Consider the following 14,823-nt stretch of genomic DNA (forward strand, 5'->3'; position numbering starts at 1 on the left):
ACACAAACGGGCCGCTTGGCGCATATTACCCCAAATCGCGGCAAACCGTGAGCACTGAAAAATGCCTCCCTTGATGACAAGGGAGGCATCTTTTGGTTTGTTTAGTTACACACGGCCACTTTAGAGCCATCTACACCGACGCACAGCGCGTCTTTGGCAATCCAACCGGCATCCAAAACAACGTCCAGATTGTCGATGGTGATCGGAACTGGCTCAAGGAATTTCGCTTGGATTTCTGTGCCTGCTGGTGAGGTCCAAAGGGCAGCGCCCTCAATCTCACTCATAGAAGCACCATTGGCCAAGTCCACGGCAATATTGCCTGCAGCTTTACCCAATTCACGCGCATCTTTCCAAACAGATACAGTTTGTGTGCCCAGGGCCACACGGTTCAGAGCCGCATGATCCCCGTCTTGACCAGAAACAGGCAGACCTTCCATGCCCTGCGCTGTCAGCGCAGCAACAACACCACCGGCGGTGCCGTCATTTGACGCCACAACGGCATCAACGTTGTTGTCATTGGCTGTCAGGATTTGCTCCATGTTGCGCTGGGCATTGGCGGGCACCCAACCATCAGTATAGGCTTCATCAACAATGGTGATGTCGCCTGCATCAATGGCATCTTGCAACACTTCTTGCTGACCACCGCGCAAGAAATCTGCGTTTGGATCGGTGGGCGAGCCCTTAATCATCACATAGTTACCTTCAGGCTGCGCTGCCAAGACCGCGCGGGCCTGCATGCGGCCAACTTCCACATTGTCAAAGGTGAGGTAGAAGGTGCGGCTATCTTCGATCAAACGATCATAAGCGATGACAGGGATGCCTTCATCTGTGGCTGCATCTACCGCAGGGCCAACCGCGGATGCGTCTTGTGCCAAAATGATCAATGCATCTGCGCCACGGGCGATCAGGCTTTCAATGTCTGAAAGCTGTTTTGATGAGGATGCTTGCGCATCAGCGGAGATATAGTCCGCACCAGCTGCCTCAAGCGCCGCTTTAATCGCGGCTTCATCCGTTTTCCAGCGTTCTTCTTGAAAGTTTGACCAGCTCACGCCAACCACCAAATCGGCGGCAAGCGCATTTGATGCGACGCCCATGCTCAGCACAGCTGCCGTCGCCAACATAAATTTCTTCATTCTATTTTCCTCCCGAAAACGAGGTTGGCCGAGCCATAGCATTTGTGAAATGGAGGCTTGCCAACCGACCCAATATCGGTAACAATTTTAAATTCGACAGTCAAATTAAATAATCGTGAATTGTTAAACCGCTGAAATTTATACCTTTCTGACCTTGAGTCAGGATTTGCCGATTGAAAAAGTACCTATATTGCGTATAGATCGGTCGGACGAAGTGGAGGAATGACCATGTTGGGCGAGCAAAGAAGCATAGGCAGACGCGCAATCCTGTCGCAAATTCGTAAAGTTGGCCCCTTGCCCCGGATCGAGCTTTCCGAGCAAACCGGCATCAGTCGAGCTACGGTCACGACCATCACGGCGGAGCTGTTGGATCATGGTTTGATCGAAGAAATTCCCGTTGAGCCGAAATCTAAAGATTTGAAACGGGGTCGCCCCAAGGTGGACCTAAAAATTCGCGGTGACATCTTTCATGTGGCGGGGATCAAACTGGCCAACAAGTCTATCTCCATCGGAATCTGCGATTTTGAAGGCAATCTGGTGTCCGAATATTGGTCGGCGCTGCCGCAGACCATCTATGATGAAGGTGAATTGTTGGCCACGTTGACGGCCGAACTGGAGAACGCAACGCGCGCCACCAACCTTACGCTCGCAGATCTTTCGGCTGTGGGATTGGGGTTGGCCGGGATTGTGGATGTGGTCGAGGGGGTTGTGCGCTGGTCTCCGTCGCTGACAACACGCAATGTAAAACTTCGCGATGCATTAAGCCAACGCTTGGGCAAACCGGTCTTCATCGACAATGACGCCAACTTGGTGGCCAAAGCCGAACAATATTTCGGCAGGGGCAAAAATGTCAGCGACTTTATCGTTGTCACCATCGAAAATGGTGTTGGCATGGGCATTGTGTTGAACAATCAGCTTTATCGCGGCACCCGTGGTTGTGGCGCGGAGTTTGGCCACACCAAGGTGCATCTGGATGGCGCTTTGTGTCGGTGTGGCCAGCGGGGCTGTTTGGAGGCCTATGTGGCCGATTATGCCTTGCTGCGCGAGTTGGCGGTGGGCACCGATATGGTGGGGTCAGCTGACCCGGCGGAGGATATGGCGGCCCTGATTGAGGCGGCAAAAGCGGGCGACAAGACCGCGAATAGTGTTTTGGATCGCGCGGCGCGCATGTTCGCCATGGGGCTGGCCAATCTGGTCAATATCTTCGATCCGAAATTGATCATTCTTTCGGGCGAACGGATGCAGCTCGACTTTTTATTTGCTGATGATGTTTTGGCGAGCATCCGCGATATTGTGGTGCAGGTGGATGCGCCTCCCCCTGAAATCATTGTCCACAAATGGGGAGACATGATGTGGGCAACCGGGGCCGCCGCCTACGCCATTGAAGGCTTGGGCGAACTCACCTTGCGGGAGCTGGCTGATAATGTGGCCTAAGCTGGTTGCCATCGGAGCTGCGCTTCTCACCGCCACCTGCCCGGGTTTGGCGGCACCCAATTTTGCGCCACGTGCCACTGATATTGAGCATCAATATCTTGGAGGGTGGGAGCATTTTGTGGGCGGCGGTGTCGCCGCTTTTGATTGCAATAATGACCATTTGCCTGAGCTTTTCCTGGCGGGCGGGACCGCGCCGTCAACCTTGCTGCGCAATGTAACCAACACGTTTGGTGAAGATATTGCATTTGAGCAAATGCCAAGTCCGCTCAATGTCACGGGTGCGACGGGCGCCTACCCGCTCAATATCAATAACGACGCGCACGTAGATCTGATGATTTTACGCGTTGGCGAAAATCTGTTGTTTGAGGGGCAAGGCAATTGCCAATTTGCGCCCAGCACCATGCTTTATGGATTGGGCGGCGATCATTGGACCACAGCCTTTTCGGCCACATGGGAAAATGGGCAGAAGCTGCCCACGCTTGCCTTTGGCAATTATGTTGACCGGACCGATCCTGACGGCCCTTTTGGCACATGCGACGCGAATATTTTGCTGCGTCCGAAAGACGGCGGGTATCAAAAGGTCATCCAGCTGGAACCCGGCTATTGCGCCCTGTCCATTTTGTTTTCGGATTGGAATGCCAATGGCCAACAGGATTTGCGGATCAGTAACGACCGACATTATTATTTGAACGACGGACAGGAGCAGCTTTGGCAATTGCGTTCTAAGGGGCCACATTTGTTAACGGCAGAAGAAGGGTGGATAAAGCATCAGCTTTGGGGCATGGGCATCGCCAGCCGCGATCTGGATTTTGATGGCAAGCCCGAGGTGTTTTTGACGTCAATGGGTGATCAAAAATTGCACAGCTTGCAGCCCAATGCCAACGGGCCGACCTATGCGGATGCCGCTTATGACCAAGGTATTACCGCCCATCGCCCCTATTTGGGCGACGATGGTCGCCCTTCAACGGGGTGGCACGCCGCGTTTGGCGACGTTCAAAATGATGGGTTGGACGATATTTTCGTTGCGAAGGGCAATGTTGACCAAATGATTAGCGCAGCAATGCAGGACCCCAATAATTTACTGGTGCAACAACCTGATGGTCGGTTTGTGGAAATGGGCGACGTGGCGGGGATTGCCAGCCTTGCCCGCGCCCGTGGCGGCGCGCTGGTTGATTTGAACCTCGATGGGCGTCTCGATCTGGTGGTCAACAATAGGCGCAGCAATGTTGAAATATATCAAAACATGACGTCAGACAGCGGCAATTGGCTGAGCGTGAAGCTGAACCAACCAGACCAAAACCGAGATGCAGTTGGCGCCTGGATTAAATTGCGCACATCGGAACGCATTTATAGCCGCGAAATCACCATTGGCGGCGGCCATGCCGGGGGCACATTGGCACCAGCACATTTTGGTTTAGGCGCCAATGAGCAGGTTGAAATCATGGTGATCTGGCCCGGCAATGTCAGCTCAAACTGGCACACGATTGACGCCAACAAACAATATCGAGTGACCCGCAAAAAAGACCAAACATTAGTCGAGGCTTATTGATCTACCGGCAATCCGCTGGGCACGTTTTTGGGCACGCCCAAGCGACCAGACAGGCTTTGCTCATCCGTTAGTGTTTCCAAAAAGGCGATAAGACTGCCGATTTCGGCCTGCGTCAGCGCCAAGGGCTTTAGCGCGTTTGCGTCGATGATTGCGGCACGATCCTGAGCATTGTCCATCACGCGCCAATCGTCACTATGGGGAAACCGTGGCAGGGCAACCCGGCGATCATATTGTTCAAAATACTTCACCGGATCCGTGTGATGTTGGATAATCTTTTCAAGATTGTCATAAGCACCGCTATGTCCGTAAGGCGCAGTGACCGCGACATTCCTTAAAGAGGGGGTTCGAAAGCGGTAGAGGTCTTTGGCGGCGCCGGTCACATGCGCGCGCCCCACATCGCGGGCATGGTCCTCAAATCGAGCGGCCTTACCGGGACCAAATTGCGGCATCGCAATCGCATGAAAGTCATGGTCGGTCTGAAACAAACCTGCATGACAGCTGGCACATTCTGCGCGGCCATAAAACAAATCCATGCCGCTCTGGGCTGATGCGGGCAAGGGTTTCCCGCCAAAAACAAATTGGTCAAAGGGGCTATTGTCCGCCCGCCATTCAAACGCGATAAAAGCTGCAATGGCATTGGCGATTTCCACGAATGAAATGTCGGGGCGCGCCACATCTATGGCCGCGAACAGGTCCGCATATTCATCAATATTACGCACCCGCTGGGCGATAATGTCCCATGCCCCTCCCTCACCCGTCAGCACGCCCATGCGCACCGCGCGGGCCACATCGTTTTCTTGATAGTGCCCAGCCATTTCATCAGGAGAAAGCACCGGGAACATGGCTTGCGCCGCCAGTACACCATCAAAACCCATGACCATTTCATCGGCAAGTGGCGTGCGGATGCCTGAGGCCCGAGACTCGTCTTTCTCCAGCCGTCCATCGTGGAACATAGAAACAAACTCCGACGCACCAAGATTAAACAAAGCTGGCGAATTACGGGGCACGCGCTCTTCAGGCAGATTGTCTGGCGCAAGCATGCGCTCTGGCCCTAGCCCAATGCCACCATCACCAATGCCCAGGGGCAACCCGTCCGAAGTGGCAAATTTTGGATGATGGCAACTGGCACAGGAAACGGATTTATTGCCACTTAAAATTGGGTCGTAAAACAGAAAACGCCCAAGTTGCACTTCTTCCATATTGACAGCGGGAAATTCAGCGCGCGCAAAAGTCGGCAGTTTCACCTCCTGCGCGGTAGTGGCGATGCTGCTGATCAAAACCAATATTATGCCGAGTTTAAATCGCATCTTTAACTCTCGGGCCACGGTCGTTTGGGCCGGAAACCATGCAGCCGAGGCTGAGATTATCAATCTCAGCCTCACCACGCTTCAGCAAAGTGATCAATTGAGGGAATGTGTCTACTTCGCCAATTCGTGTTTGGTGCATCATGTTACAAAATCGATTGCCCGGTCGACTTCCAGTCGGCCACGAAGGCGTCCAAGCCTTTATCGGTTAAAGGATGGTTCGCGAGTTTTGCCAGCGTCGAGGCGGGGATGGTGGCCACATCTGCGCCCGCAAGCGCGGCTTCACTCACATGATTTGGCGTGCGAATTGAAGCGGCCAAAATCTCTGTGTCAAAGCCATAATTATCGTAGACCGTGCGAATGTCGCGGATCAGCTCCATGCCATCCAAATTGATATCATCCAAACGGCCAATAAAGGGACTGATATATGTCGCACCAGCTTTAGCGGCCAACAGCGCCTGATTGGTTGAAAAACAAAGAGTGAGATTGGTGTCCACCCCCATATCGGTCAATTGCCGACAGGTTTTCAATCCATCTAAAGTGGTCGGCAATTTAATGACAACGTTGGGTGCAATGTCCTTGAGCACCATGGCTTCTTTCAACATGGTGGCATGATCAAGTGCAGCCACTTCTGCGGAGACCGGACTTTCGATCAGTCCGCAAATTTCCTTGATCACATCGAGAAAATCGCGGCCCGATTTGGCGACGAGGCTGGGATTGGTCGTGACCCCATCAAGGAAGCCGCTATCGGCCCACTTTTTGATTTCACCCACATCAGCTGTATCGATAAAAAACTTCATTGTGTACTGCTCTTCCCCCAGCGCGCTTAGACGAACCGGTTGACATAGTTTTCGAGAATTTCCTGACGACCGGAACGTGGTTCAGGATTGATGTTTTGGTTTTCCACTTGGGCGGCAATTTCATCCAATGAACCATTCAGCAGGCTGTTGCCCAAGGCTGTGTCCCAACCGGCATAACGCTCTTTCAGCGCGGCATCCAAACCACCATCTTCCAACATCGCCGCCGCAGCTTTCAGGCCGCGGGCGCAAATATCCATGCCACCAATATGTGCTGCCACCAGATCTTGCGGGTCAAGCGATTGACGACGCAAGCGCGCGTCGAAATTGGTACCACCTGACGTCAGGCCACCATTTTTCAATATATAATAATAGGCCAAAGCCACTTCAGGCACGTTGTTGGGGAACTGGTCCGTGTCCCAACCGGATTGATAATCATTGCGGTTCATGTCAATCGACCCGAAAACACCCAACGCAATTGCGGTGGCGATCTCATGCTCAAAGGAGTGGCCAGCCAAGATGGCGTGGCCCTGCTCCAGATTGAGCTTCACCTCATTTTCAAGGCCGTATTTTTGCAAAAAGCCATAGCATGTGGCGGCATCATAATCATATTGGTGTTTGGTGGGTTCCTGTGGTTTAGGCTCCACCAAAATTTGCCCCTTAAAACCAATTTTGTGTTTATATTCCACCACCATGTTGAGGAAGCGGCCCATATGGTCCTGCTCCTGCTTCAAATCCGTATTTAGCAGGGTTTCATAGCCTTCGCGACCGCCCCAAAGCACATAATTTTCTCCACCCAACCTGTGTGTAGCGTCCATGCAAGTTTTCACGGTCGCCGCAGAAAAGGCAAACACTTCCGGATCTGGGTTGGTGGCCGCCCCGGCCATAAAGCGCCGATTGGAAAACAGGTTCGCCGTGCCCCACAAAAGCTTAGTACCCTGCTGCTGCATCTTTTCGGCGAAATAGTCTGTAATTTCTTCGAGATTACGGGAGTTTTCAGCAAAGTTTTCACCTTCTGGCCGCACATCCACATCATGGAAACAGAAATAGGGTGCACCAAGTATGTCGAACATTTCAAAAGCCACATCCGCTTTAAGCTTCGCCAACTCCATGGTGTCACCAAACCAGGGGCGTTCAAAGGTTTGCCCGCCGAACGGGTCCCCACCCGGCCAAGCAAACGAATGCCAATAGGCCACAGAAAATCGCAAATGATCTTCCATGCGTTTGCCCATCAAAACTTCGTCTGGATTGTAGTGCCGGAACGCCATTGGGTCAGTGCTACCTTCACCCTCATATTTGACCTTGCTGATGCCCTTAAAGAAATTGCTGCTCATTGTACCGCTCTAACTGCTGGATATATTTTGATAAATTTTTCATAGGCCGAATTGTAAGCGGCCGATAATTGAGGATCGGGCAAAACCGTTTCGGCAATGTCCGGCGGTGCCATTACCATTTCTGGCTCTCGTCCCGTTACACCACAAATCGCCAGACGCGCAGCCCCAAGCGCCGCGCCGAATTCGCCTTTTTCAGGCACGTTGATCGGTAGATTGAATGCAGTAGCGAGCATCTGCAGCCAATAGCCAGATTGCGCGCCCCCCCCAATCGCCAAAAGATCATCAATAGTTGCACCTGTAGCGCGCAATGCTTCAAGGCATTGGCGCAACGCAAAGGTGACCCCCTGCAACACTGCATGCGTCATGTCTGCCCGGTCGTGTGCGATATCCAGGCCCACAAAGCTGCCACGAATGTGGCTGTCATTAATGGGCGTGCGCTCGCCAGATAGATAAGGCAGGAACTGAATGGTCGAAGGTGGTTTTAATTGCGCACCCAGCTCGCGCGTCAGCTTGGATGGGGGCATGCCAGCAATTTTCGACAGCCAGTTCAAACTGTCCGTTGCCGCAAGAGTGACGCCCATTTGATACCACCGATCTGGTACAGCATGGCAAAAGGTGTGCACCGCAGTTTCAGGCTGAGGCGCAAACGCATTGCGGCCCACCAATATTACGCCGGATGTGCCCAGCGAAACAAAGCCCTGCCCTTCTTGCAAAACGCCTGCGCCGCACGCGGCCGCCGCATTGTCGGCGCCACCGCCGACAACCATTACCTCCTGACCGATGCCCCAATCTGCGCACAAATTATCACGCAGTGACCCGGCGGGGGCCGAGCCTTCCACCAGCTCGGGAAGTTGATTTTCGCTGATCTGACCAACTTTTAGCAAAGCATTGGACCAACGGCGCGTACTCTGATCGAGCCAACTTGTGCCCGCAGCGTCGGAAATTTCAGCCCTCAATTCACCTGTCAGGTAGAGCCGTAAGAAGTCTTTTGGCAGCAATATATGCGCGGTTTTTTCAAAAATATCAGGTTCGTTGGCTTTAACCCAAACCAATTTAGGCGCCGTGAACCCGGGAAAGACGATATTGCCGGAAAGTGTGCGTACATTCTCATGGGCATCCAGTTGCGCCGCTTCCGCATGACTGCGGGTATCGTTCCATAGAATACAAGGACGCAGAGGTTTTAACGCCTTGTCGAGCAGCACTGCCCCATGCATATGGCCCGAAATGCCGATGCCTTTAAGCTGTGCCAAAGCCTCTGGCGCGGTGTCGCGCAAATCATTGAGCACCTTTTTGCAGGCAGCTATCCACAATTGTGGGTCCTGTTCACTCCACCCCGCATGTGGGTGTGCGGTTGAATAGGCGTGATCTGCCGAGGCAACGCTCTGGCCCTGATCGTTGGTCAACAAAGCGCGGAGACCAGAAGTGCCTAAATCTAATCCTAAATACATATTCTCACTCCCTTGCCCAACCTAAATTATATTTAATTTGAAAGTCAAATTAAAAAATAGGATGTAGCTGGCGCAAAGGCGGCCGCATCCTTTGGTCTGGGTCAATAAAGCGCATTAAAATCTGGAAAAAGTGCTCACTTTTGAAGTGTTTGAGCGCAAACCGAACGAATATTGTGGCGCCAAAGGTGCGAGGCAGCTGCATTTCAGAAGGCAGAGGACGCCTGCTGTATCCCGTCAGCGTTCATTAGACAGATTGATGCGATTGGAGGCGCGTCAAGCATCTTCTGAGAAGTAGGGCACAGGATTTCAATGCGGCAAGCCTTAATTCCAGCCCCTTCCCGCAACTTTCGCTGACTTCCGAAAAAGATGCGCTGGATCAAAACATAAGATTCGCAATTACCAATGACGGGCAGATTTTTTGGGAGAGACAAAATGAGGGACGCCAAAACAGAAATTCTATTTATAGCAATAAAAATGGCGGAGAGAGAGGGATTCGAACCCTCGAGACGGTTACCCGCCTACACGCGTTCCAGGCGTGCGCCTTCGACCACTCGGCCACCTCTCCGACGCGGCAGCAACTTGCTGCCAGAACTTTCCACCGCTGTCGCCGGCTCATGTGGGCCCAATGACGTGGCAGATTGGGCTGCAATATACTGATCACAAGCGAGATCGCAAGTGTTCACGATGATGTTTCTGCCGTTGAATTGCATTTATTTATGTTTATCTTGTTTTACAACGACTGGACGGGGCTGTAGTCCCCAATTTTAAAGGATATGCGCGTGCGCTTGACCCTACGACTGATTGGCACATTTTTCTTGGCGATCACCCTTTTGCTGGTGGTGATGGATGGTGCGCGCATCTTTGCGAGCTCCAGCTTTGTGTTTACCCCGTTGGGCGAGACCTGGTTTAAGATTGACCAAGCCCTTGGCACATTGACCCTGAATACACTTCAGGCGTTGATCCAACGCTATGTTCATCCCGTTATATGGGATCCCTTCATTGTCACCATATTGGGTGCACCCGGGTGGCTTGTGTTTGGTATTTTGGGTTCGCTGTTCCTCTTTTTGGGCCGCACCCGGTCGCACAAGCGCTTTATGAATGTTGAGGGGCTTTAGACCTCAAAGGAGATTCGTTTCATGTTTATGACCAAGCCAAGCCACATTGTGAGCAAGAGCGACGCCCTACCCGGGCGTGATGCACCATTACCGACGGCCGAAAACCATTTTGTGAATGGTAACCCGCTCAAGGGGCCATACCCGGAAGGCAATGAAATGCTTTATATCGGCATGGGATGTTTTTGGGGGGCAGAACGGCTGTTTTGGCAGCTGGAAGGCGTTTGGGTGACAGCTGTTGGCTATCAGGGCGGCCACACGCCCAACCCCACCTATCATGAGGTGTGCACGGGCAATACCGGCCACACTGAAGCGGTGCTCATCAATTTCGACCCCTCTGAGATTTCGCTTGATAAAATCCTGCGTACATTCTGGGAGGAGCATGATCCAACCCAGGGCATGCGCCAAGGCAATGATCGGGGCACGCAATATCGCTCCGCCATCTATGCCACCAGCCCCGAACAATTGGCGGCGGTTGAACGCTCGCGCGATGATTTTCAGGCGCAATTGGATAAGGCCGGTATGGGCAAGATCACTACCGAGATTGCTACTGCTGAAACCTTTTATTTCGCTGAGGACTACCACCAGCAATATTTGGCTAAAAACCCTGGCGGCTATTGCGGCTTGCGGGGTACTGGTGTGACCTGCGCAGGAGACTAGGCCGTGCTCAGCCGTGAAGAATTTGAAGCCTATTGCTTTGCCTTGCCCCATACCACCCACGTGGTGCAGTGGGGCAATGCTTCTGTGTTCAAAATCGGCGGCAAGATATTCGCCATATACAGTCGTTGGGATACAGAAGATAAAGACATTATCAGCTTCAAGGCGAGCGACGATAGCTTTCGCATCTTGCCAGAGCAGACGGGCATCGCCCCAGCAAAATATCTCGCGCGCGCCAAATGGGTGCAGGTCAATGAGGATGCAGGCTGGAGCGCCGAGGATTTTCACGCCTATATCGAAAACGCCTACAAAATTGTTTTCGCCAAGCTGCCTAAAAAAGTGAAAGACACCCTATAGACAACAGATAGGTGGACTCATCTATTGATGTGGCATGCTATATCTGTCTTGATGCACAAAAATAGGGGATCGACCATGCGTTTACTTCTTTCTATCGGCTTATTTGTCAGCCTTGCCTTTTTGGCGGGGTGTGCCACCTTGAGCAAATCACAGTGCCAAACGGGCGACTGGCAACAAATCGGCTTTGGCGATGGCGCTTCTGGTGCAACTTCCTCGCGCTTTGCTGACCATCAAGAAGCCTGCTCTGATCACGGCATCACGGTAGATCGCGCCCAATATATGCAAGGCTATAACCGTGGTTTGCAGCAATATTGCACCCCCTCAAAAGCGGCTGATGTCGGCCTTGCGGGGCGCACCTATAAAAATGTGTGCCAGGGCGAAGAAGGTGTTTCATTCCTGCGCGTTTATGCGGCTGCCAAAGAGGTTTATGAGGTAGATCAAGAGATCGAAGGCATTCAGGACAAGATAGATAAAGCGACCAAAAAACTTGCAAACCCCGCCACGCCGCAAGCAGAACGCGACCAACTGGCGCGCGATCTGAATTGGCTGAATATCGAATTGAACAGCGCCTATCGCGTTAGAAGCCGAGAAGAGAGCGAGCTGCGCAACATCCAAGCGCGGGAAGAAGCACGGCTGGCACGACTTTAGGGACGAAAAACGCGCATTAAAAAGGGCGGCCCAAATCATTTGGGCCGCCCTTTTCTTTATTCAAATAAAAAGCTTATGCGCCAGGTTGTTTCACGATGCGCAAATAAGGCTTCACTTCGTTCCAGCCATCAGGAAACTTTTTCTTTGCGTCTTCATTTGAAAGCGCAGGCACGATGATTACATCTTCACCATCTTGCCAGTTCACTGGTGTCGCTACCTGGTGATCTGCTGTCAGTTGCAGTGAATCGATCACCCGCAACACTTCGTTGAAGTTCCGGCCCGTCGATGCAGGATATTCGATCTTCAATTTGATCTTTTTGTCCGGCCCAATCACAAACACAGAACGCACGGTCAGCGTGTTGTCTGCTTTTGGGTGAACCATGGAATAGGCTTTCGCCACTTCACCTTCTGGGTCTGCGATCAAAGGAAAGTTCAAGGCTGTGCCTTGAGTTTCTTCAATGTCGCCAACCCACGCACGGTGGTCTTCAATCGGATCCACGGACAGGCCCAAAACCTTCACGCCGCGTTTGTCGAACTCAGGCTTCAGCTTTGCTGTAAAGCCCAATTCTGTGGTGCAAACAGGGGTAAAGTTTTTCGGGTGTGAGAACAAAACGGCCCAAGATCCATCGATATAATCGTGGAAATTGATTTTACCTTCGGTAGTTTCCGCTTCAAAATTCGGGGCTTCATCGCCAATCAGCAATCCCATGTCGTATTCCTTTCGGTTTGCCAAAATTCTTAAATTTAATATGGGCTTTTACCAGCCCGTTTGAAATAGGCAAAGGCCGAAAGTTTTTGCGATTTTTGGCAGGGGATGGAAATTCAATTGCGCGAACTTGCCATTTGATGGCTAAAACATTCCGGCGAACAGGGTGCCGCCATTGCTGGTATGAAAGAAGAACACAATTGCTGGTAGGGTCGAGAAGGTGAGTGCGACAGGCCAGCGCGCCTGCAGCATGCGCGCCACGACATAAAGAACGAGCGCCAAGGCCCCCAAAACAATAATGGGCATGCTGTTTAATTCAACAAATCTTATGATCTGCGCAACCATTGCTTCACCTCAAAGTGAATTAAGGAAGACAGCGTTAGGCCGATTTACTGAAATTACGCACAAGCTTATTGATGGCATTTTGTGCTCATTTGAACGATTATCCACTCAGTGAGGTCGCCAATCGACGCCAACAAGCGACCCAACAGAGCCCCCATTGCGGTTGTCAGTTGGTTGTATCGCGATGGGACTGATCAAACATCCGTTCAAACCAGCGCACCACCAAGGTGAGCGAAATGGTCATTACCAAATAGAGGAACGCCACCACATTATAAGTTTCAAAGAATTTGAATGTGGAGGCGGAATAGACCTTACCCAATTGGGTGATGTCTTGCACCCCGAGGGCCGAAACAAGGGCACTATCCTTAATCATCGCCACCAGCTCATTGCCCAAGGGCGGCAGGATCAGGCGCAAGGCCTGTGGGGCAATGATGAACCTGAATATATGTTTGCGGCGCAAGCCCAATGCGCGGGCCGCCTCAACCTGGCCACGGTCCACCGCTTCAATGCCCGCGCGGAAAATCTCAGCCAAAAACGCGGAATAGGAAATGGTTAAGGCGATGATGGCACGCCATGTGAAGTCGAACATGCGCACTGTCATTTCGCCCATCAAGCCAGTTTCTTGCAGTGGTCCGGTAACGGTGTTGAAAAAGTCGACAAACCAAGGTGCGCCCACAAAGGCGATATAGAAAAGCAGCACCAGCATGGGAATGCCGCGCACAATCTCAATATAAAAAGTGGCACATTCGCGCACCAGCCGAATGGGGGATAGGCGCAACACGGCCATGATCAGGCCCAAAATCACCGCCAGTGTAAAGGCAATCACGGTCACGTAAATGGTGGTCGTGACACCGCGCATCAACGCCCAAAAAATGGTTTGATAGCCTTGATCGGCCACAATATTCCACATGATCAGCACGGCCAGCAAAATCGCGGCGAGCAACCAATAGGGCATTTGGAAGCCGCGCTGGGCGCGGCGATGGGTGGCATGCATATTATTGGGGTCCAAGACGGAAGCAGGGCGGGGAAATCCCCGCCCCCTTTAATTTATTGGTTGGCCTTATATTCGTAGAACCATTTTTGGTTCAACGCTTCAAGCGTGCCATCTTCGCGCATGGATTTCAGCGCCGCATTGACCGGCCCTACAAGGTCTGAACCCGGGGTGAAGATAAAGCCGAACTGCTCGGTGCCCAGCGCGTCGCCCACAACCTTAAACGCACCAGGATTGGCGCCGATATAGCCTTGAGCGGATGTGTTATCCATCAACACAGAATCCACATCACCACTCTTCAGCGCTTGCACGCTTGCACCAAAGGTTTCGAACAATTTGACGCGCGGGTTGGCTTCATCGCCATCCAACACATCATAAATGGCCACATAGAAGTTGGTGGTGCCTGCCTGTGCGCCAAACAACAGATTTGGATTTGATGCAAATTCGGCAGAACTATCGAACCGATCTTCATCTGCACGCACGAGCATAAATTGCTCCGACGTCATATAGGGATCGGAAAAATCGACTTGAGTTGCCCGCTCTTCGGTGATGGTGATGCCATCCATGCCCACATCAAACTGGCCATCGCGCACAGCTTGGATCATTGTGTCCCAGCTGGACAATTGCCAATCCACTTCAGCGTTCAAACGCTTGGCGATTTCGTTGAAGGCGTCATATTCCCAGCCAATGCCTTGGCCGGTTTTCGGATCAACAAAATTGAGTGGTGTGTAGGCATTTTCCGTCACCGCTACAATCGTACGGCCTTGCAGATCTGGCAGTTCATCCGCCAATGCGGGCGCGATCGAAACCAGACCAGCCGCAAACAAACCTAAAAGAGTGGATTTAATCGACATAATGATGGGCCTCCCCCAACGATTCATATTTTTGTTGCAATTGCGCATCAGCTTAAGCGGGTTATTCAAGGATGAAAAGAGGGGCTTGTGTTAAAAAGCCAATCCATGTTGGGATGGAACAAATGTGCTTTTCTGCCGTTTTTGCAATAGGATATGG

The 14,823-nt window shown here is 52.1% G+C and carries 16 protein-coding genes and 1 tRNA gene; 6 read left to right on the plus strand and 11 right to left on the minus strand.

The window, feature by feature from the left end; genetic code table 11:
* Positions 1-101 precede the first annotated feature (101 nt).
* The gene (gene xylF, locus MXMO3_RS16355) at positions 102-1,133 is read right to left on the minus strand and encodes a D-xylose ABC transporter substrate-binding protein (protein ID WP_027834145.1); all 1,032 of its coding nucleotides are present in this window, start codon (positions 1,131-1,133) and stop codon (positions 102-104) included.
* A 228-nt stretch (positions 1,134-1,361) separates the two neighbouring features.
* On the opposite strand from xylF, the gene MXMO3_RS16360 reads away from it, so the two are divergent.
* Positions 1,362-2,567 carry an ROK family transcriptional regulator gene (locus MXMO3_RS16360; RefSeq protein WP_117396879.1) on the plus strand — a complete coding sequence of 402 codons (1,206 nt, stop codon included), beginning with the start codon at positions 1,362-1,364 and terminating at the stop codon, positions 2,565-2,567.
* Positions 2,557-4,116 (plus strand): CRTAC1 family protein, encoded by a 1,560-nt coding sequence (locus MXMO3_RS16365; RefSeq protein ID WP_205468041.1) that lies wholly within the window; start codon positions 2,557-2,559, stop codon positions 4,114-4,116. Before MXMO3_RS16360 ends, MXMO3_RS16365 begins: the two co-directional genes overlap by 11 nt.
* Here MXMO3_RS16365 and MXMO3_RS16370 read toward each other — a convergent pair.
* From MXMO3_RS16370 to MXMO3_RS16390, 6 genes are all read right to left on the minus strand, one after another.
* The gene (locus tag MXMO3_RS16370) at positions 4,110-5,423 is read right to left on the minus strand and encodes a cytochrome-c peroxidase (protein ID WP_117396581.1); all 1,314 of its coding nucleotides are present in this window, start codon (positions 5,421-5,423) and stop codon (positions 4,110-4,112) included. The two genes, MXMO3_RS16365 and MXMO3_RS16370, sit on opposite strands and share 7 nt — an antisense overlap.
* Positions 5,413-5,565 carry a hypothetical protein gene (locus tag MXMO3_RS18745; protein WP_162889317.1) on the minus strand — a complete coding sequence of 51 codons (153 nt, stop codon included), beginning with the start codon at positions 5,563-5,565 and terminating at the stop codon, positions 5,413-5,415. Before MXMO3_RS18745 ends, MXMO3_RS16370 begins: the two co-directional genes overlap by 11 nt.
* Position 5,566: 1 nt before the next feature.
* A complete protein-coding gene (fsa, locus tag MXMO3_RS16375) occupies positions 5,567-6,220 on the minus strand; it encodes a fructose-6-phosphate aldolase (RefSeq protein ID WP_027834148.1) in 654 nt (217 codons plus the stop codon).
* Between the two features lie 26 nt (positions 6,221-6,246).
* Complete coding sequence (gene xylA, locus MXMO3_RS16380) at positions 6,247-7,551, minus strand: xylose isomerase (protein WP_117396582.1); 1,305 nt, start codon at positions 7,549-7,551, stop codon at positions 6,247-6,249.
* A complete protein-coding gene (gene xylB / locus MXMO3_RS16385; RefSeq protein ID WP_117396583.1) occupies positions 7,548-8,999 on the minus strand; it encodes a xylulokinase in 1,452 nt (483 codons plus the stop codon). The genes xylA and xylB overlap by 4 nt, the downstream gene beginning before the upstream one ends.
* A 475-nt stretch (positions 9,000-9,474) precedes the next feature.
* Positions 9,475-9,564 (minus strand) — tRNA-Ser (locus MXMO3_RS16390).
* A gap of 214 nt (positions 9,565-9,778) precedes the next feature.
* Here MXMO3_RS16390 and MXMO3_RS16395 point away from each other — a divergent pair.
* From MXMO3_RS16395 to MXMO3_RS16410, 4 genes are all read left to right on the plus strand, one after another.
* Positions 9,779-10,114 carry a hypothetical protein gene (locus tag MXMO3_RS16395; protein ID WP_156905483.1) on the plus strand — a complete coding sequence of 112 codons (336 nt, stop codon included), beginning with the start codon at positions 9,779-9,781 and terminating at the stop codon, positions 10,112-10,114.
* Positions 10,115-10,135: 21 nt separating this feature from the next.
* Complete coding sequence (msrA, locus tag MXMO3_RS16400; RefSeq protein ID WP_117396584.1) at positions 10,136-10,771, plus strand: peptide-methionine (S)-S-oxide reductase MsrA; 636 nt, start codon at positions 10,136-10,138, stop codon at positions 10,769-10,771.
* 3 nt (positions 10,772-10,774) lie between these two features.
* A complete protein-coding gene (locus MXMO3_RS16405; protein ID WP_117396585.1) occupies positions 10,775-11,125 on the plus strand; it encodes an MmcQ/YjbR family DNA-binding protein in 351 nt (116 codons plus the stop codon).
* Positions 11,126-11,200: 75 nt separating this feature from the next.
* Positions 11,201-11,773 carry a DUF2799 domain-containing protein gene (locus MXMO3_RS16410; RefSeq protein ID WP_162889318.1) on the plus strand — a complete coding sequence of 191 codons (573 nt, stop codon included), beginning with the start codon at positions 11,201-11,203 and terminating at the stop codon, positions 11,771-11,773.
* Positions 11,774-11,846: 73 nt separating this feature from the next.
* Here MXMO3_RS16410 and MXMO3_RS16415 read toward each other — a convergent pair whose 3' ends face one another.
* From MXMO3_RS16415 to MXMO3_RS16430, 4 genes are all read right to left on the minus strand, one after another.
* On the minus strand, positions 11,847-12,482 hold the full coding sequence (locus MXMO3_RS16415) for a peroxiredoxin (RefSeq protein WP_117396587.1): 636 nt from the start codon (positions 12,480-12,482) through the stop codon (positions 11,847-11,849).
* Positions 12,483-12,623: 141 nt separating this feature from the next.
* Complete coding sequence (locus MXMO3_RS16420; RefSeq protein ID WP_117396588.1) at positions 12,624-12,824, minus strand: hypothetical protein; 201 nt, start codon at positions 12,822-12,824, stop codon at positions 12,624-12,626.
* 163 nt (positions 12,825-12,987) lie between these two features.
* The gene (locus MXMO3_RS16425; protein ID WP_117396589.1) at positions 12,988-13,815 is read right to left on the minus strand and encodes an amino acid ABC transporter permease; all 828 of its coding nucleotides are present in this window, start codon (positions 13,813-13,815) and stop codon (positions 12,988-12,990) included.
* A gap of 53 nt (positions 13,816-13,868) precedes the next feature.
* Positions 13,869-14,666 carry a transporter substrate-binding domain-containing protein gene (locus tag MXMO3_RS16430; protein WP_162889319.1) on the minus strand — a complete coding sequence of 266 codons (798 nt, stop codon included), beginning with the start codon at positions 14,664-14,666 and terminating at the stop codon, positions 13,869-13,871.
* Positions 14,667-14,823: the final 157 nt, after the last annotated feature.

It is taken from the genome of Maritalea myrionectae (assembly GCF_003433515.1).
Classification (GTDB): domain Bacteria; phylum Pseudomonadota; class Alphaproteobacteria; order Rhizobiales; family Devosiaceae; genus Maritalea; species Maritalea myrionectae.